We start from the raw sequence: 18333 nt of genomic DNA on the forward strand, positions 1-18333 counted from the left end.
CCGGACGCGCCCGGCTCACGCCGGCTGTTCGGCGCCGGGCGCCGCGGCCGGCCGCAGCCACGGCTCCAGCGCGGCCCGGGCCGTACCGCGCTTGGCGTCCCACGTGCCGTAGCGGGGATTGACGTCCACGCGCAGGGAGTCGGAGGTCTTCATCAGCACCTCGCCCGTGCGGGCCTTGCCGAGCTTGTCCTCCAGCCTGGAGCGGACCAGGCCGACCGACAGCTCCCGGTCGATCTGGCCCGGCGCGATGCCGGCCGCCAGGAAGCGCTCCTCGACGGCGTCGGCACCGCCGAGCACCCGCTCGACCTGCCCGCGCCGCTCCTGCAGCTCCCGGCGGGTGACCTCCACGCCGTTGTCCCGGCCGGCCTGCTCGATGATCCGGTACTGGATCAGCCGGACCAGCGTGTCCTGGCCCAGCTGCGCACTGCCCGCCAGCAACTGCGCCCCCTCCGGCGAGGACCGCTGCGCCTCGCGCACGTCCGCCACCTGACTCTGCAGCTGCGAGACGGTGATCCGCTCCTTGCCCACGACCGCCGCCGCACCCGGATGCGGTGTGGACCCGCAGCCGGTGAGCAGGGGCGCCGCGACGAGCACGGTGGCGGCGGAGAAGGAGAGCGCTGTCCTGCGGCGGATCATGAAGCCTCCCGGCAGAGATCGCTGGCAAACAGGTGCGGGGTCGATCGATGGTCCGGCGTTGATCGATGGTAGGGAGTCGGCGTGGCCCAGGCCACTGATTCGGCCAACGATTCGCGGGGCGTCGGGATGCGCGCCCTGGCCGCCGGGACCGAGGGGGGCGTCGTAACGATCACGGCCGAGGACGCATACTTCAGACCGACCCCCGCAAATCAGCCCGAGGAGGACCCGCCCATGGACTCGGCCACCGCCCCCGTCGCGGCACAGGACAGGAGCAGGGCCGAGACCGCGCCCGCACGGGGCGCCCGCGGCGCCCGGCTGCGCGCACCGCGACTGGACCCGTACTGGGTGGGCGGCGTCCTCTTCCTCCTCTACACCACGCTCTCCGTCTGCCGGCACCGGCGGATGCTGACCATGTCGTGGGACCTGGGCATCTTCGAACAGGCCATACGGGCCTACTCCCGGCTCCAGACCCCCATAGCCGACCTCAAGGGCCCCGGCACCAACATCCTCGGGGACCACTTCAGCCCCGTCACCGCGCTGATCGCCCCCCTCTACCGCGTCTTCCCCACCCCGGTGACGCTCCTCGTCGTCCAGGCCGCGCTCTTCGCCCTGTCCGCCGTGCCGGTCACCCGGCTCGCCGCACACCTCCTCGGCCGCCGCCGGGGGCTCGCCGTCGCCCTCGCCTACGGGCTGTCCTGGGGCGTCCAGCGGGCCGTCGACTTCGACTTCCACGAGATCGCCTTCGCCATGCCGCTGCTGGCCTTCTCCCTGGAGGCCGTCGTACGCGGCCGCTGGCGGGCCGCCGCGCTGTGGGCCGCGCCCCTGGTGCTGGTCAAGGAGGACCTGGGCGTCACGGCCGCGGCCATCGGCGTCCTGATGCTGCTGCGACTGCGCGGCACCGAGCACACCCGGGGGGCGACGGCCTGGGCGGCCGGCCTGGTGGCCTTCGGGCTCGCCGGCGCCGCCCTGGCCCTCGGCGTGATCATCCCCGGCTTCAACAGCGGCGGCGCCTACGACTACTGGAACAAGCTCAGCGGCGGCGACGGCCCCGCCCCCGTCATCCCCGTCGACACCGCGCTGCGCACCCTGGCGTGGACCCTGCTGCCCACCACCGGACTGCTGGCCCTGCGCTCACCGGTGCTGCTGGTCGCCCTGCCGACCCTGGGCTGGCGCTTCGTCTCCCACGACGACCACTACTGGGGCACCGACTGGCACTACAGCGCCGTCCTGATGCCCGTCCTCTTCATCGCCCTGGCCGACGCCCTCGCCCGCTCCCGCCGCAGCCCCCGCCCGTGGCTGCGCTCGTACGCCCACCACCTGCCGGCCGCCGTCGCCGCCGCGGCCCTCGCACTCACCGCGTCCCTGCCCCTGTACGGCCTGACCCTCACCGAGACCTACCGCGTCCCGCAGAGCGTCAAGGACACCGAGCGCCTCCTGGACCGCATCCCCGACGACGCCACCGTCGAGGCCGACATCGCCCCGATAAGCCGCCTCGTCAGCCGCTGCCGCGTCTTCTGGATAGGCGACACCCGCGGCGTCGTCCCCGACTACATCGCCCTGCGCCTGACCGACGGCAGGACCCCGCAGGACCTGGCCGGCGAAGGACAGCGGCTGCACCCCGGCGCGACGTACGCCGTACTGGGCAGCGGCGGCGGGCACGCGGTGCTCGAGCGGGTGCGCTAGCCCCTGGCGCCCTGCCCCCGGTCAGCCGAGGATCGTCGTCAGGAACTCCCCCGTCCACGCCAGCAGTTCCCGGCCGACCAGGGGCTTGCCGCCGATGGGGCGGGTCGCCGGGCGGGGGACCAGGATCTGCTGGGTCGCCGGCTTCATGACCGTGCGCGGGTAGAGGCGCTTGAGGCGCAGCTCCTGGGACTCGCGCAGGTCCACCGGGCCGAAGCGGACGTTGGGGCCCTGCAGGGTGATGTCGCTGACGCCGCAGGAGCGGGCGAGCATGCGCAGGCCCGCGACCAGCAGGAGGTTCTCCACCGGCTCCGGCAGCTTGCCGTAGCGGTCGGTGAGCTCCTCGCGGACGGCCTTGATGTCCTCCTCGCTGTTGGCGGAGGCGATGGCGCGGTAGGCCTGCAGGCGCAGCCGCTCGCCCGGCGCGTAGTCGTGGGGGACGTGCGCGTCGACCGGCAGCTCGATCTTGACCTCGAGCGGGGCCTCCGCCTCCTCCGCCCCGCCCTCGACGGACGCCCGGTAGTCGGCCACCGCCTCGCCCACCATGCGGATGTAGAGGTCGAAGCCGACGCCCGCGATGTGCCCGGACTGCTCGCCACCGAGCAGATTGCCCGCGCCGCGGATTTCCAGGTCCTTCATCGCCACGTACATGCCCGCGCCCATCTCCGTGTGCTGGGCGATCGTGGCGAGGCGCTCGTGGGCGGTCTCGGTGAGCGGCTTCTCCGGCGGGTAGAGGAAGTAGGCGTAGCCGCGCTCGCGGCTACGGCCCACCCGGCCGCGCAGCTGGTGCAGCTGGGAGAGGCCGAAGTTGTCGCCGCGCTCGACGATGAGGGTGTTGGCGTTGGAGATGTCGATGCCCGACTCGACGATCGTCGTCGAGACCAGCACGTCGAACTTCTTCTCCCAGAAGTCGACGACGACCTGCTCCAGCGCCGACTCGCCCATCTGTCCGTGCGCCGTGGCGATCCGCGCCTCGGGCACGATCTCGCGCAGCTTCGCCGCCGCCCGGTCGATGGACTCCACCCGGTTGTGGATGTAGAAGACCTGGCCCTCGCGCAGCAGCTCGCGGCGGATCGCGGCGCCGATCTGCTTCTGGTCGTACGGCCCGACGAAGGTCAGCACCGGGTGGCGCTCCTCCGGCGGCGTGGTGATCGTCGACATCTCGCGGATGCCGGTCACGGCCATCTCGAGCGTACGGGGGATGGGCGTGGCGGACATCGTCAGCACGTCCACGTTGGCGCGCAGCTTCTTCAGCTGCTCCTTGTGCTCGACGCCGAAGCGCTGCTCCTCGTCGACGATGACCAGGCCCAGGTCCTTGAACTTGGTCTCGGAGGAGAACAGGCGGTGGGTGCCGATGACGATGTCGACGGAGCCGTCGCGCAGGCCCTCGAGCACGGCCTTGGCCTCGGTGTCGGTCTGGAAGCGGGACAGCGCCCTCGTCACGACCGGGAACTGGGAGTACCGCTCGGAGAACGTGCCGAAGTGCTGCTGGACGAGGAGGGTGGTGGGCACCAGCACCGCCACCTGCTTGCCGTCCTGCACCGCCTTGAAGGCCGCACGGACCGCGATCTCCGTCTTGCCGTAGCCGACGTCGCCGCAGACCAGGCGGTCCATGGGGACGGACTTCTCCATGTCCTCCTTGACCTCGGCGATCGTGGTGAGCTGGTCGGGCGTCTCCGCGTAGGGGAAGGCGTCCTCCAGCTCCCGCTGCCAGGGGGTGTCCGAGCCGAAGGAGTGGCCGGGGGCCGCCATGCGCGCGGAGTACAGCTTGATCAGGTCGGCGGCGATCTCCTTGACGGCCTTCTTCGCGCGCGCCTTGGTCTTCGTCCAGTCCGCGCCGCCGAGGCGGTGCAGGGTGGGCGCCTCGCCACCGACGTACTTGGTGACCTGCTCCAGCTGGTCGGTGGGGATGTAGAGGCGGTCGCCGGGCTGGCCGCGCTTGGCCGGGGCGTACTCCACCAGCAGGTACTCGCGGGTGGCGCCCTGGACGGTGCGCTGGACCATCTCGATGTAGCGGCCCACGCCGTGCTGCTCGTGGACGATGTAGTCGCCGGCCTGCAGGGTCAGCGGGTCGATGGTCTTGCGGCGCCGGACCGGCATCCGGCCCAGGTCCTTGCTGGCGGACTTCTGGCCGGTGAGGTCGGACTCCGTCAGCACCGCGATCTTCTGCACGGGGTCGACGAAGCCGTTGTCGAGGCTCGCGCAGGAGACGTGCACGACGGACGGGGACAGCTGCGGCAGGTCCGCGTCGAGGCGGGCGGGGATGCCCTCGCCGCCGAGCACCTCGACCGTACGGGCCGCGGGGCCGTGGCCCTCGGTGAGGAAGACGGTGCGCCAGCCGTCGGCCACCCAGCCCTTGGTGTCGGCCAGGGCGCGGGCGGTGTCGCCGCGGTAGGTCTCGGGGGCATGCATGCCGAGGGTGAGGGTGTCGCCGTCGAGGTCCTCGCCGGCGGCGAAGGGGCTGACCGACCACCACATCATGCCGAGCTCGCGGGCGCGGTCGCGGACGTCGGCGATGCCCCACAGGGAGGCGGCGTCCACGTCGATGGGCGCCTCGCCGCCGCCGGCGGAGGCGGCCCAGGACGCCTGCAGGAACTCCTGGCTCGTGGCGACGAGGTCGGCGGCCCTGGTCCGTACCCGCTCCGGGTCGCACACGACGGCCATGCTGCCGGCCGGCAGCACGTCCAGCAGCAGCTCCATGTCGTCCACCAGGACGGGGGCCAGGGACTCCATGCCCTCGACCGCGATGCCCTCGGCGATCTTGCCGAGCAGCTCGCCGAGCTCGGGGTGTTCCCCGGCCAGGGCCGCCGCGCGCTCCCGGACGGAGTCGGTCAGCAGCAGCTCACGGCAGGGCGGAGCCCACAGGCCGTGCTCGGAGACCTCCAGGGACCGCTGGTCGGCCACCTTGAAGTAGCGGATCTCCTCGACGTCGTCGCCCCAGAACTCGATCCGCAGCGGGTGTTCCTCGGTCGGCGGGAACACATCGAGGATGCCGCCGCGCACCGCGAACTCGCCGCGCTTCTCGACCAGTTCGACCCGGGCGTAAGCGGCCGCCGCCAGTGCCTCGGTGATCTCGCCCAGGTCGGCGCTCTGCCCGCTGCGCAGGCTGACGGGCTCGAGGTCGCCCAGGCCCTTGACCTGCGGCTGCAGTACGGAGCGGATGGGTGCCACCACGACGGAGACGGGGCCGGCCGCCGGGTCGTCCTTGCTGGGGTGCGCCAGCCGGCGCAGCACGGCCAGGCGCCGTCCGACGGTGTCGGAGCGCGGCGAGAGCCGCTCGTGCGGCAGGGTCTCCCACGACGGGTAGTCGACGACGCCGTCGGCCGGGAGCAGGGAGCGCAGCGCGGCCGCCAGGTCCTCGGCCTCGCGGCCGGTGGCGGTCACGGCGAGCACGGGCCGCTCGGCGCCGCGGGCGAGCGCGGCGATGACGAAGGGCCGCGCGGCGGGCGGGCCGACCAGGTCGACGTGCGGCCGGTTGCCGTCGCCCGCGGCCCTCACCGCTTCGGCGAGCGCCGGATCGTTGACGACGGCGTCGAGCAGACCGTGCAGGCTCATGAAGGCTTTTCCGTCCCGGGGGTGGGCAACGCGAACGGCCCGACACGGACTGTTCAGGCCCGAGCCGGGGGCCTCCAGCCTACGACGGTGGGCCGACACCCGCCGGTGCGTCGGTTTGTGGGCAGTCGTTCCGCTGAGCTGGGGGCACCTCCCAGCGGTAGCCGGGGGAGGGTGGGCACAGACCCCCACCGGCCCGCACGGACGAACCGGCCCGGACGCGCACCCCCGTGTCGCGTCCGGGCCGGGTCTCGAAGGACCGGTGATCAGTCCGTCGCGATCGCGTTCAGCACATTCATCCGCCCCGCCCTGAACGCCGGCACCAGCGCCGCCAGCAGCCCCACCACCGCCGAGCCGGCGAAGACCGCGGTGATCGTCGGCCAGGGGATGTCCAGGACGCCCAGGCCCTGCAGGGCCAGCAGCTGCTGGGACGCCGTGCCCCAGGCCATGCCCAGGCCGAGGCCCAGCAGGGCGCCGAAGAGGGCGATGACGACCGACTCCAGGCGGATCATGCGGCGCATCTGGCGGCGCGAGAGGCCGATCGCCCGCAGCAGGCCGATCTCACGGGTGCGCTCGACCACCGACAGGGCCAGGGTGTTCACGACGCCCAGCACCGCGACGATGATCGCCAGGGCCAGCAGGCCGTAGATCATGTTGAGGAGCTGGCCGACCTGGTCCTTGATGAGCTTCTTGTAGTCGGCCTGGTCGCGGACCTTGATCTGCGGGTAGTCGCCGACCGCCGCCTTGAGGGACGCGGCCGCCGCCTTCGCCCTGCCGTCGGCGGCCTTGGCGAACATCATCGCGTCCAGCGGCATCTTGTCGGCCGGCAGGTACTGCCGGGCAGTGGCGATGTTGGTGAACAGCGCACCCTTGTTGAAGCTGGTGTCGTCCGAGGTGATGGCCTTGACCTGCAGCTTCGCCTCGCGGCCGTCGATCATCGCGACGGTCAGCCGGTCGCCGAGCTTGATCTTGTGGTTCTTGGCGAAGCCCTCCGGCACCGAGAGGGCGTCCTTGCCGTAGGCGTCCGCGAAGGTGCCCCGGACCGTCTCCGTGCGCAGGTCGTCGCCATAGGTGGGGTCCGAGGCGTTCAGCGATTCGGTGACGGTCCTGCCGTCCGGGAGGGTCAGCTTGGCGTTGACGGCCGTGATCTCGGTGACGTGCGCGAGGTCGCGGGCCGAGCGGATGGCCCTGGCCTGGGCCTGGGTGAGCGGCTGGCCGTTGTCGGTCTCGATGATGAAGTCCGCGCCCACCGACTTGTCGAGCTGGTCCGTGGCCGAGGCGACCATGGAGGAGCCGACCACCGACAGGGCGGCGACCAGCGCGAGGCCGATCATCAGGGCCGAGGCGGTGGCGCCGGTACGGCGGGGGTTGCGCAGGGCGTTGCGTTCGGCGAGGCGGCCCACGGGGCCGAAGGCCCGCAGGACGACCGTGCTCAGGATGCGGACGACGAAGCCGGCCAGCAGCGGGCCGACGACCACGAAGCCGACGAGGGTCAGCAGCACGCCCAGGCCGAGCATGCCCGAGCCGGCCGAGGCGTCGTCGGACCCGGCGGCGGACAGCAGGGCCGCGGCGCCGGCGGCGGACAGCAGCAGGCCGATCGTGGCCCGCACCTTGCCGGCCTTGCCGTCGGCGGGGTTGCCGGCGTCGCGCAGGGCGGCCATCGGGGAGATCTTCCCTGCCCGCCGGGCGGGCAGGTAGGCGGCGAGGACGGTGACGACGACGCCGATGCCCAGGCCCACGACCGGCGTGGTGGCCTTGATCGTGAGCTCGGAGGTGTCGAGCTTCATGCCGGTGGCGCCCATGAGCTCCATCAGCCCGACCGCGAGCGCGATGCCGCCGGCGATGCCCAGCACCGAGCCGACGACGCCCAGCATCAGGGCCTCGACCAGCACCGAGCGGTTGACCTGCTTGCGGCTGGAGCCGATGGCCCGCATCAGGCCGATCTCACGGGTGCGCTGGGCGACCAGCATGGAGAAGGTGTTGACGATCAGGAAGATGCCGACGAGGACGGCGATGCCGGCGAAGCCCAGCAGCGCGTACTTCATGACGTCGAGGAGGGAGCCGACCTCCTTCTTGTTCTCGGCCTTGGTCTCGGCGGCGGTGTGCACGGTGTAGCCCGTGCCCACGGCGGCGGTGACGTCCTTCTTCAGCTGCTCGTCGCTGACGCCGGAGGCGGCGGTGAGCCCGTAGCCGCTGTACACGCCGGGGCTGCCGAGCAGCTTGGCCTGGGCGGTGGGGGTGTCGAAGTAGAGGACGGCCGCACCGGGGTTCGTCGTCCTGTACGTGGCGATGCCGACGATGCGGACGGTGAAGTCGCCCGGCATGGCCATCACGCGCAGCGTGTCGCCCGTCGTCAGGTGGTGCTTGTCGGCGGTGTCGGCGTCCAGGACGACCTCGCCGGCGCCGCGCGGCTCGTGACCGCTGGTGATCTCGACGGACTTCTTCTGGCTGTCGTCCCAGTTGGTGCCCACGGTGGGGGCGCCGGAGTCGGGGCTGATGCTCTTGTTCCCGGCCTTCGCGGCGGTGATCCGCCGGCTGGTGGCGTGCCCCTCCACCTTGGCGACGCCCGGCACCTTGGCCAGGCGGCCCTCCAGCGACCCGGGCAGGGTCTGGGGCTTTCCGGTCTCCTGGGCGTTGTCCTTCTTCTCCGGCGAGACGGCGACGTCGGAGGCGGTGGAGGCGAAGAGCTTGTCGAACGTGGCGTTCATGGTGTCGGTGAACACCAGCGTGCCGCAGACGAACGCCACCGACAGCAGGACCGCGACGGCGGACAGCGCCATGCGGCCCTTGTGCGCGAGGAAGTTGCGCAGGGAAGTCTTGAGGACGGTCACGACACCCGTCCCCGCGCGTCGAAGTTCTTCATCCGCTCGAAGACGGCCTCGGCGGTGGGGGCGTACATCTCGTCGACGATGCGGCCGTCGGCCAGGTACAGCACCCGGTCCGCGTAGGAGGCGGCGACCGCGTCGTGGGTGACCATCACGATGGTCTGGCCGAGCTCGTCCACCGAGCGGCGCAGGAAGCCGAGCACCTCGGCGCCGGCGCGCGAGTCCAGGTTTCCGGTGGGCTCGTCACCGAAGATGATCTCCGGGCGGGCGGCGAGGGCGCGGGCCACCGCGACGCGCTGCTGCTGGCCGCCGGAGAGCTGGTTGGGCCGGTGCTTGAGGCGGCCGGCCAGGCCCACGGTCTCCACGACCCGGTCCAGCCACTGCCGGTCGGGCTTGCGGCCGGCGATGTCCATGGGGAGCGTGATGTTCTCCAGGGCGTTGAGCGTCGGCAGCAGGTTGAAGGCCTGGAAGATGAAGCCGATCCGGTCCCGGCGCAGCTGCGTGAGCTTCTTGTCCTTCAGGCCGGTGATCTCGGTCTCGTCGATGAATATCTGCCCCGAGGTGACGGTGTCGAGGCCGGCCAGGCAGTGCATCAGCGTCGACTTGCCGGAGCCGGAGGGTCCCATGATGGCCGTGAACTGCCCGCGGGCGATGTCCACGTCCACGTGGTCGAGGGCGACGACCCGGGTCTCCCCCGAGCCGTAGGCCTTCAGGACCTGACGCGCCTTCGCCGCGACGGCCGCATGCCTTCCGCTGCCCCCGGCCCGGGGAATCGATACAGCCGTTGTCACGGTGGGCTCTCCTCGTAAGTCTGCCGAGCTGCTGAGTAATGGTTCAAAGCCTGCTGGAGCAGGGCCGCGGCCGCGATGGTGCTCGTACGTGTCTTGGGGGTGGTGCCAGCCCCACCCCGGCCCCCCGGCCGTCCCCATGAATCTAGGCAGCGCCGGGGGTGCCCCTCCTCCTGCTGCGGTACGAACCGGGGGGTGGAGAACGTACGGAGGGACCCCTAGGGGACGCGGCCCCGCGGGGCGGCGGCGTCTCAGGGTCGGGGTCGGCTACGCACAACAGCGGAGAGAGCACCGCAAGTGGGATAACGAACGGCGAAGAAACCGTGAAGCCGGTCCCCGGGCAAGACAATTGGGGCTTGAGGGAATTAGTGTTCGGGTCTATGGCCGAGGGGGGCTGACGTGCGACCCCCTTCGTACGGCCGCAGGTCTCCCAAGGAAGCAGCCCCCGTGAAGATACTTCGAACTCGCGCTGCGAGCGTCTCCCGCCAGGGACTGTGCGCTGCCCTGCTCGTCGCCGGCCTGACCACGGCCGCGGTAGGCGCCAGCCCGCCGCACCGCGCCGGACTGGGCGACCCCTCGCCCGGTCCGGACAACCCGCAGAGCCGCCCGCACGGCGTGCCCAACCTGGCCCTGCCCGACCTGGTACCCCGCCCCGGCACCACGGGCAAGCCCGACCCCAACGCCACCAGAGGCGACACCCCCGACGGCGCCACGGGCATTCCCGCGACCGCCCTCGCCGCGTACAAGAACGCCGAGAAGCTCGCCCAGGAGCGCTACCCGAGCTGCCACATCCCCTGGCAGCTCATCGCGGGCATCGGCAAGGTGGAATCCGGACACGCCGCGGAGTACGGGCTGCGTTCCGACGGGATGACCGACACACAGATCCGCGGCCCGCGCCTGACCGGCGGACAGTTCGCCGTCATCAAGGACACCGACGGCGGCCGCTGGGACGGGGACACGGAGTACGACCGGGCCGTCGGCCCCACCCAGTTCATCCCCTCGACGTGGGAGAGCTTCGGCGCCGACGGCAACGGCGACGGCAAGCAGGACCCCAACAACATCTTCGACGCCACGGCGGGCACCGCACGCTACCTGTGCTCGGGCGGCAAGGACCTGAACAACCCCGGCGACCTCGACCGGGCCATCCTCAGCTACAACCAGTCCCGCGAGTACGTCAACGCCGTGCTCGCCTGGATGCGCGCGTACAAGAGCAGCAGCAGCGCGGTGCCCGACCCGGCGCCCTCGCGGCCCGGCACGGGGAACACCCCCGCGCCCCCGTCGTCGCGGCCGTCGAAGCCCGGCACCACCCCGCCGGCCAAGCCCGGCAGCGGCAGCAGCGGCGGCGGCAACACCCCGGGCAAGCAGAACCCGCCCGCCAAGCCGACGCCGTCGAAGCCCGACGAGCCCAAGAACCCGGGCAACAAGCCCAATCCGGGCGGCAACGGCAACGGCGGGGAGACCAAGCCCACTCCGCCCAAGCCCGCCCCCGTCACCCGCCTCGACCGCGTGGGCGACGAGACCCTGGAAGCCACCGCCAACGAGGTCTTCTCCGAACGGGCGCGCGTACGGGCCCTGGACGCCGCCGGCAAGCCGGCCCCCGAGCGTACCCGCGTGCGCTTCGAGATCATCGGTCACACCGACGCGAAGTTCCTCGGCACCGCCCGCTCGGTCACCGTCCCCACCGACAAGAGCGGACTGGCCACCGCACCGGAGCTCCACGCGAAGGACTGGCCCGGCTCGTTCACCATCCGCGCCACCGTCGAGGGCAGCGACATCGCCCCCGTCGACTTCCACGCGGACGTCAAGACCGCACCGGCCCCGCGCGCGGACAAGCTCGTGCGCGTCGGCGAGGACCCGCTCAAGGCCGCGGCCAAGAGCGCCTTCACACAGAAGATCCAGATCAAGGCGCTCGGCAAGGACAAGGCCGTCTCCGACACCGCGATCACGGCCACCGTGCTCGCCGCCGACGGCAAGACGCCCGCCAGGACCGGACCGTACTTCAAGGACAAGGACGGCAAGCAGCTGCGCACGCTCGCCCTCCCCAAGACCGACAAGGACGGCACGGTCACCCTGCCCGAGCTGTTCACCGACGAACAGGCCGGCACGTTCGTGCTGCGCCTGACCACCACCGACGGCACGACTCTCGACCTGAAGCTGACCGTCACGGCCCCGCCCGCCGCGGAGCCCTCCGGCACCCCCGCGCCCTCCGGCCCGGCGAAGCCCGCTCAGTGAGCCACGGCGTCGTCCCGCCCGCCGCGCGCGGGCGGGACGACGCCGCCCGGCCGACGTCCCGTCAGCCGGCGTCCGCGTCCTCCGCCACCGGCTTGCCCGTCAGGGCCGCCAGGCTGTGCCGGACGTGCGCCATGTGCGACTTGAGCTCCTCGCGCCGCTCCTCGTGCTCGCGCAGCACCCGCTCGGTGTCCCGCGCGATCCGCTCCTCGCGCACCCGCGCCTGCGCGATGACCGCCGCCGCCTGCGCCTCGGCGTCCTCCTGCCCGTGCCGGGCGGCCTCCTCCGTGTCGGCGTAGCGCCGCCGCGCCTCGCCCAGCGCGGTCCGCGCGTACTCCTCCAGCGCCGCCACCCGCGCGTCCATCGCCGCCTCGCGCTCGGCGATCTCACGCCCCGCCGCGTCCCAGCGCTCGGCGTGCTCCTTCTCCTGCTCGGCCAGCACGTGCGCACACCGCTGCCGCATGTCCTTCAGCGCCGCGAGGGCCTCCTCGCCACGCTCCTTGACCTCCCGGCTCACCGTCGCCCGCAGGTCGTCGGCGACCGTCTGCGCGGCGAGCAGCGCCTGCCGCGCCCACTCCTCCGCCTCCGCCCGCACCGCCACCGCGTACTCGTGCGCCGCGTCCCGCAGCTCACGGGTGTGGGTCTGGGAAGCCTCCTGCACGGCCGCCACCTCGGCCTCGGCGCGCTCCCGCAGCCCCGCGGCCTCCAGCTCGGCCGTGGTCACCAGGCCCTGGGCGCGCGGACCCAGCGTCTCGTACGTCTGCGGCGGAAGCTGCGCCACCACCTGCGTCAGACGCCGGACCTCGTCCTCCATCTCGCGCGCGAGGACGGTCAGGCGCGCGGCCCGCTCCCAGGCGGAATCCCGCTGCCGGGCGCACTCCGCCATCGCGCTGTCGACCTGCTCCGGCCGGTAACCGCGGCCTCGTACGACAGCGAAACCGTCAGGAGACACCGATGAACTCATCCTTGTAGCCCCTTATATCCGGAAATCCGGTATGCGACAGGTCTGGCGTACATCATTCCCGGACAAGCGAAGCGCCCATGACGCGACACTCCGCAGCGCAGGGCGCAGGGCGCCCGACCCCCGCCTCGGGTCGAGCGCCCTGTACCGTCCACGCACGCTTCGGCCGGCCGCTAGAAGAGACCGTCCCACATCTGCTCCAGCAACACGGCCCACCAGTTCTCCGGCGAGGACAGCGCCGCCGGGTCCAGCGCGGCCAGCTGACTCTGAAAGTCCACGGTCCAGCGCCCGGCCTGCTCGGGCGTCAGCCCGTAACGCCAGCGCCACATCTTTCCGAGCAGCGCCAAAGAGCGAACGAACTGAGGGAGGCTCGTGTTGACGAACTGCGGCGGTACGGGGTGGCCGTCCGGCCCGGCCTCCACCGGCACGGCCACGATGTGCGCCGTGCCGTACTGCACACACAGCTGACGGCCGTAGTCGCTGCCCATGACGAGGTACGAACCGGCGTCCGACGCCGCCCGCACCCCGCGCTCCGCCGCCAGCTCCGCCAGCGTCGGCACCGGGCGGCCCGGCTGGGCCTGACCCCAGAAGAACGGGCCGAAGTCGACCGGCAGACCGGCCCACACCAGCGTCTGCGCGACGACCTCCGGCACGCCCTGGCGCGAGACGGCGCGCTGGTCGAAGCGGAAGATCCCCTGCGGCCCGAAGCCCTCGGCGAGCTCCCGCCCGATGACGTCCGGCCCGACCGGCGGCGCCGGCTGGATGCTTCCGGGGTGCGGCAGCGGCACCCGGTTCGGCGCCGGCCGCGCGGGCCCGTCCGCCACCTGGTGCAGCTCGCCCTGGTGCTCCACGAGGTGGCGCACGCCCTGCTGCCGGGTCGCGTGGTCGCGCCCGTACGCGGCCGTGTGACTGATCCTCACCTGGGGCCACGTCTCACGGATCATCCGCGCGCAGTACCCGCCCGGCAGGTCGCACGACTCCAGCTCGGTGTGCAGCTCCAGCACCTGCTGCGGCGGCACGTTCATGGACCGCAGCTCGTGCAGGATCTGCCACTCGGGGTGCGGCGTGCCGGGGGCACTGCGCCGGATGACCTGCTGCTCGGACCCGTCCTGGGCCCGGTAGCGGAGCACGGCCATGTACCCGGGCCCCACGGTGGGCACACCGGTGGGCGCCGCGGGCGGATACCCGTAGGCGGGTGCCGGGGCCTGCGGTGCCTGCGGTGCCTGCGGGGTGCCGGGCGCGCCGGGCATGCCCGGAGTCCCGGGCCCGGCCAGCATCGTGGCAGCGGCATGCACCCCACCACCGGGCCCCTGCGGGGCGGACGGGGCCTGCGGGGGCGCACCGGGAGCCTGCGGGGGCCGCGGGGCGGCGGGAGCGCCGGGAGCACCGGGAGCACCGGGAGCACCGGGAGCACCAGGCATGCCGGGCGTCCCGGGCCCGGCCAGCATCGTGGCAGCGGCATGCACCCCACCGGGGCCCTGCGGGGCGCCGGGGGCGGACGGGGGCTGCGGTACACCGGGGGCCTGGGCCCCGGGAGCGCCCGGAGCCTGGGGGGCGCCGGGGAAGGCGGGGGCACCGGGGGCACCGGGGGCACCCGGAGCGTGGGGGCCGGGCCGGCCGGGGGCCTGCGGGGCACCGGGAACACCCGGCTGACCCGGAGCACCGGGGGCATGGGAGCCGGGCTGACCGGGAGCGCCAGGCGCACCCGGCACGTGGGCACCGGGCTGGCCCGGAGCCTGGGGGGCGCCAGGAACACCGGGCTGACCCGGGGCACCGGGGGCATGGGCACCAGGCTGACCCGGGGCTCCTGGGAAGGCGGGGGCGCCCGGAGCACCGGCAGCGTGAGCGCCGGGCTGACCCGGAGCACCAGGCGCACCCGGCACATGGGCACCCGGCTGACCAGGAGCCTGGGGGGCGCCAGGAACACCGGGCTGACCCGGGGCACCGGGGGCATGGGCACCAGGCTGACCCGGGGCTCCCGGGAAGGCGGGGACGCCCGGAGCACCGGCAGCGTGAGCGCCGGGCTGACCCGGAGCACCAGGCGCACCCGGCACATGGGCACCCGGCTGACCCGGGGCTCCCGGGAAGGCAGGGGCGCCCGGAGCACCGGCAGCGTGAGCGCCGGGCTGACCCGGAGCACCAGGCGCACCCGGCACATGGGCACCCGGCTGACCAGGAGCCTGCGGGGCACCAGGCGTACCCGGAGCGGGGGCGGCCTGGCCGGGGGCACCCGGAGTCGCGGACGGCACGGGCGGCATCGCGGCACCCGGCGCGCCGAGCGCGCCCGCGGCGAGGCTCGCCTCGTCCAGCTGGGAGACCAGCTGCGTACGCACGTACCGGCCCGCCGGCGGAGCCGTGGGGTCGGCCGACGGCGCCGCGGCCGTGGCGGCCGGGTCGGTGAGCGCCGGCGCGATCGTCGTCCGCGGCAGCGCGCTGCCCTGCGGCATCAGCTCGGTCTTGGCGTCGGGACGGATCCCCGGCGGCGGGGTGTCGTCGGCGTCCGAACCCGAAAGGGCCGGGGCCAGCACGGTGGCGGGCAGGCCGACGGAACGGTCGTCGTCCACCTCCCCGACGTCCGCCCCGGCCCACGGCTCGGGCGAAGACGCGGGCTCGGGCCCGGGCTCGGAACCGGACGGCGCCTCAGGCGCCGACGCCGCGTCGGACGGCACGTCAGCACCGGCCCACGGCCCGGACGAGGCCTCAGCAGCCGACGCCACATCCGACACCACGTCGGACCGGTCGTCGGCCCCGACCCGCCGCTCGGACGAAGCGGGCGTGACCTCGGCCGACGCCGCAGCGGACGGCACGTCCACCCCAGCCCCCGGAACCGGCGCCTCCGGCGCCTCCGGCGCCTCCGGCGAGCCCGACCGCCGGTCGGGGATCCCGATCGCGTCCGCCGCGTCCTGCAACCACTGCGGCGGACTCAGCAGGAACGACGTCTGGTTCAGGTCCACGCGCCGCGGCGGAGCCTCGTCCGCCGTCGCCGGTTCCGGTTCGTCCACGGACCCGTACTCCTCCTCGTACCGCCGGATCACCTCACCCACCGGCAGTCCCGGCCACAGCGTCGTCTCTCCGCTGTCCCGCGCGATGACCAGCCGGACCCGGCCGCCGTCGCCCGTCGGGCCGTCCTCGCGGTCCTCCGCCCAGGCCACGAAGCCCAGATCGAACTCCCGCACCCGCACCTCGCGTTGGAGATAGGCCGGCACATCGCCGTTGACCCAGCGCTCCGCGCGCTCCTGCGCCTGCGCGAACGTCACCATTGCGCCGCTCATCCCTCCACCGCGACGGCGTGCGCGAAGCCGCCGTCCACCATCAGGTTCGCCACGGTCTCCAGCTCCGGCGGGCCGCCCGCCAGGCGGGACAGGAACGCGTCGAAGTCCTCGCCGCAGGGCAGCATCAGCCGCTCCACCCGCTCCGTCACCGTCCAGCCGTCCTGGTCACGGGCGTCGTCGTACGGGCAGAACCACACGGAACCGACGGCCTCGCCCCGCACCTTCACCGCGAGGACGCCGCCCTGGACGAAACCGACGCCCAGATAGTCCTTGGTGAAGTGGTCGCGCAGACACTTGTTCACGTACACGAGGTCGTTGACCGCCGCCTCGTCGCGCACCGTGAAGAACGGCTGGTCCACCAGCAGCCCCAGCTCCGCGTCGAGCGCGGCGCCCACCGGGGCGCAGCCGCCGGCCGCCTTCAGGAAGGCGCGGTAGGCGCCGGGCAGACGGTAGCCGAGGTCCTCCTCGACGCCCTGGACCTGCTCCTCGGTGACCGCCAGGTCCCGCTGCGGCAGCGCGAAGTGCACCGGCCGGGTCTCCTGCAGCGGACGCGTACCGCGCTTGCCGTGGTCCACGGCCGCCGTCGCCAGGCCGCCGTGGTGCCGCAGCAGCGCCTTGACCTCCGCCGGGACCAGCTCGAGCCGGCGCGTACGGGGCACGTGGTGCCAGGTCCAGCCGTGCGGCGTCGCCACCGGCGGCAGGCTGGCCCACAGCTCGTGGCCGGCGGCGTGCTGGGCGGCGTTGGCCGACACGTAGTCGGTCAGCCGCAGCTCGTCGACGCCGAAGCCCTCCGGGGGCTCGGCGATCTCCGCGGCGGCCCGGGCGTACGGCGAGAAGTCCGGGAAGCCCTCGTCGTCGATCCGCACCCCCTTGGGGTGGCGGCCTCGCCGCACCGGATCCGGGAAGTGCACGACCTGTCCCGCGTAGGCCGCGTTCGGTGGCGCGGCATGCTGCCCGAGCCGACCTGTCGTCATGGCGGAAGCCCCCTGCTGACTGTGTCTCCTACAGGACTACTGAAGACCCGGACATGCGGCGGACGCCGGGAACACTCGTGGGCGACAGCCTATGCGGTGCCGCGAGAAGGGTGTCCCCGGCAACGGGCGACCCCGCCCGCCGCCCCCCGCCCACACGCTTGCAGGTGCGTACGAACCCGTACCAACGGTGGTCGCCCCGACGTCGCCCCGCGACAACTCGTGACCCCACAGTGATCATTCGACACACCGGACGCACACAACACCGACCTGCCTTCCGCACCCGGCATCCCATTTGGCAGGCTGATCCCCGCAACAGGGGGATTGCACGGGAGGGAAGAACCGCCATGCACACGACCAAGGACCGCCGGACCGCCGACGAAGGCACCACCGCACCCGGCGACCCCCGGCTCACCTGGAGCTCCACCGAGGACGCCGACCGGCCGCCCGTGCTGCTCCACCGCCGCGACGGCATCCTGCCCGCCGTGGCCGCCGCCCTCTCCGTACGCGGCGAAACCCTCACCTGCACAGCGGGCAAAGCCGACCAACCGCCCAGACTCCACCCACTCGTCCAGGACTTCCTCGACACCCTCACCAACGAACGCCGCGAACGCTTCACCGGCCGCTGCCCCGAAGCCGTCCTCCTCACCCGCTACCTCACCGGCTTCGAAACCGGCCGCAGCAAACGCGCGGCCCGCAAACCCCTCACCCACGGCGAAGCCCGCCGCGCCCTCAAACAGTCCAAGCTGACCGCCCGCCACATCCGCGAGGACGGCGACCCCCGCCACGGCGCCTACGCCCCGCCCTGCCGCTCCTGCACCGAACTCCTGGCCCACTTCGGCGTACGCACCGTCGACCCCGGCGCCCCGACCAACGGCAGGAACTGACCACCACCCATGCGCGCATTCGACCGCACCGCCGCCACCCGCTTCCCCGTCAACGTCGACGCCGCCCTGCGCGAAGCCGGCTGGCAACCCGGCCGCTGGGACATCAAGGCCGCCGAGAACTGGGCCGACGCCCTGCGCGCCCACACCTCCCCCGCCGGCCACCGCCACACCGTCTTCCCCGCCGCCGTCGAGGCCTGGGCCGAATTCGGCGGACTCCACGTCACCCCACCCGGACCCGGCCGCCACATCGCCCCCACGCCGTTCCACATCGACCCCCTGCACGGCCTCCACCTCGCCCGCACCGTCGCCGACCTCGGCCGCGCACTGGGCACCGAGGTCTGCCCCCTCGGCCAGGAACTGGACGGCCAGGCACTCCTCGCCGTCGACGCCCACGGCCGCGTCTACAGCCTCGACCACACCGGGGACTGGTACCTCGGTTCCGACATCGACCACGCCATCGGCGCACTCATCACCGGAACCCGGCCCTCCCGCCTATCGGCCGCCGCCCCGCCCCGCTGACGAAAGCACACAC

11 protein-coding genes are annotated in these 18333 nt (G+C 73.2%); 4 read left to right on the top strand and 7 right to left on the bottom strand.

The window, feature by feature from the left end:
* Positions 1–15 precede the first annotated feature (15 nt).
* Positions 16–636, bottom strand: coding sequence for a SurA N-terminal domain-containing protein (locus tag ACIGXW_RS25685; protein ID WP_399575175.1), 621 nt, complete (start codon positions 634–636; stop codon positions 16–18).
* A gap of 231 nt (positions 637–867) precedes the next feature.
* On the opposite strand from ACIGXW_RS25685, the gene ACIGXW_RS25690 reads away from it, so the two are divergent.
* Positions 868–2319, top strand: coding sequence for a DUF2079 domain-containing protein (locus tag ACIGXW_RS25690; RefSeq protein ID WP_399575176.1), 1452 nt, complete (start codon positions 868–870; stop codon positions 2317–2319).
* Between the two features lie 21 nt (positions 2320–2340).
* On the opposite strand, the gene mfd is transcribed toward ACIGXW_RS25690, so the two are convergent.
* From mfd to ACIGXW_RS25705, 3 genes are all read right to left on the bottom strand, one after another.
* A complete protein-coding gene (gene mfd / locus ACIGXW_RS25695) occupies positions 2341–5871 on the bottom strand; it encodes a transcription-repair coupling factor (protein ID WP_399575177.1) in 3531 nt (1176 codons plus the stop codon).
* 263 nt (positions 5872–6134) lie between these two features.
* Entirely contained in the window at positions 6135–8699 is a 2565-nt protein-coding gene (locus ACIGXW_RS25700; protein ID WP_399575178.1) for an ABC transporter permease, read from the bottom strand.
* Positions 8696–9484 carry an ABC transporter ATP-binding protein gene (locus ACIGXW_RS25705; RefSeq protein ID WP_071965319.1) on the bottom strand — a complete coding sequence of 263 codons (789 nt, stop codon included), beginning with the start codon at positions 9482–9484 and terminating at the stop codon, positions 8696–8698. The genes ACIGXW_RS25700 and ACIGXW_RS25705 overlap by 4 nt, the downstream gene beginning before the upstream one ends.
* A 444-nt stretch (positions 9485–9928) precedes the next feature.
* On the opposite strand from ACIGXW_RS25705, the gene ACIGXW_RS25710 reads away from it, so the two are divergent.
* Positions 9929–11713 (top strand): lytic transglycosylase domain-containing protein, encoded by a 1785-nt coding sequence (locus ACIGXW_RS25710; protein WP_399575179.1) that lies wholly within the window; start codon positions 9929–9931, stop codon positions 11711–11713.
* A 61-nt stretch (positions 11714–11774) separates the two neighbouring features.
* Here the strand turns inward: ACIGXW_RS25710 and ACIGXW_RS25715 are convergent, their stop codons facing one another.
* From ACIGXW_RS25715 to ACIGXW_RS25725, 3 genes are all read right to left on the bottom strand, one after another.
* Positions 11775–12662: a cellulose-binding protein gene (locus ACIGXW_RS25715; RefSeq protein WP_079274233.1), complete on the bottom strand. Its 888-nt coding sequence runs from the start codon at positions 12660–12662 to the stop codon at positions 11775–11777.
* A 182-nt stretch (positions 12663–12844) separates the two neighbouring features.
* Entirely contained in the window at positions 12845–15931 is a 3087-nt protein-coding gene (locus tag ACIGXW_RS25720) for an SUKH-4 family immunity protein (RefSeq protein ID WP_399575424.1), read from the bottom strand.
* A gap of 8 nt (positions 15932–15939) precedes the next feature.
* Positions 15940–16917, bottom strand: coding sequence for an SMI1/KNR4 family protein (locus tag ACIGXW_RS25725; RefSeq protein ID WP_071964924.1), 978 nt, complete (start codon positions 16915–16917; stop codon positions 15940–15942).
* A 344-nt stretch (positions 16918–17261) separates the two neighbouring features.
* Between ACIGXW_RS25725 and ACIGXW_RS25730 the strand changes: the two genes are divergently transcribed.
* The gene (locus ACIGXW_RS25730; protein ID WP_399575180.1) at positions 17262–17801 is read left to right on the top strand and encodes a YwqJ-related putative deaminase; all 540 of its coding nucleotides are present in this window, start codon (positions 17262–17264) and stop codon (positions 17799–17801) included.
* A 9-nt stretch (positions 17802–17810) separates the two neighbouring features.
* Entirely contained in the window at positions 17811–18320 is a 510-nt protein-coding gene (locus tag ACIGXW_RS25735; protein ID WP_399575181.1) for an SUKH-3 domain-containing protein, read from the top strand.
* Positions 18321–18333 lie beyond the last annotated feature (13 nt).

Origin of the sequence: Streptomyces sp. NPDC053079 (genome assembly GCF_044546695.1) — a bacterium.
Taxonomy (GTDB): Bacteria; Actinomycetota; Actinomycetes; order Streptomycetales; family Streptomycetaceae; genus Streptomyces.

Coding starts and splice junctions, on each gene's coding strand:
- mfd (WP_399575177.1), bottom strand. CDS start 5,871: ATGAGCCTGCACGGTCTGCTCGACGCCGTCGTCAACGATCCGGCGCTC.
- ACIGXW_RS25735 (WP_399575181.1), top strand. CDS start 17,811: ATGCGCGCATTCGACCGCACCGCCGCCACCCGCTTCCCCGTCAACGTC.
- ACIGXW_RS25725 (WP_071964924.1), bottom strand. CDS start 16,917: ATGACGACAGGTCGGCTCGGGCAGCATGCCGCGCCACCGAACGCGGCC.
- ACIGXW_RS25720 (WP_399575424.1), bottom strand. CDS start 15,931: ATGGTGACGTTCGCGCAGGCGCAGGAGCGCGCGGAGCGCTGGGTCAAC.
- ACIGXW_RS25690 (WP_399575176.1), top strand. CDS start 868: ATGGACTCGGCCACCGCCCCCGTCGCGGCACAGGACAGGAGCAGGGCC.
- ACIGXW_RS25685 (WP_399575175.1), bottom strand. CDS start 636: ATGATCCGCCGCAGGACAGCGCTCTCCTTCTCCGCCGCCACCGTGCTC.
- ACIGXW_RS25730 (WP_399575180.1), top strand. CDS start 17,262: ATGCACACGACCAAGGACCGCCGGACCGCCGACGAAGGCACCACCGCA.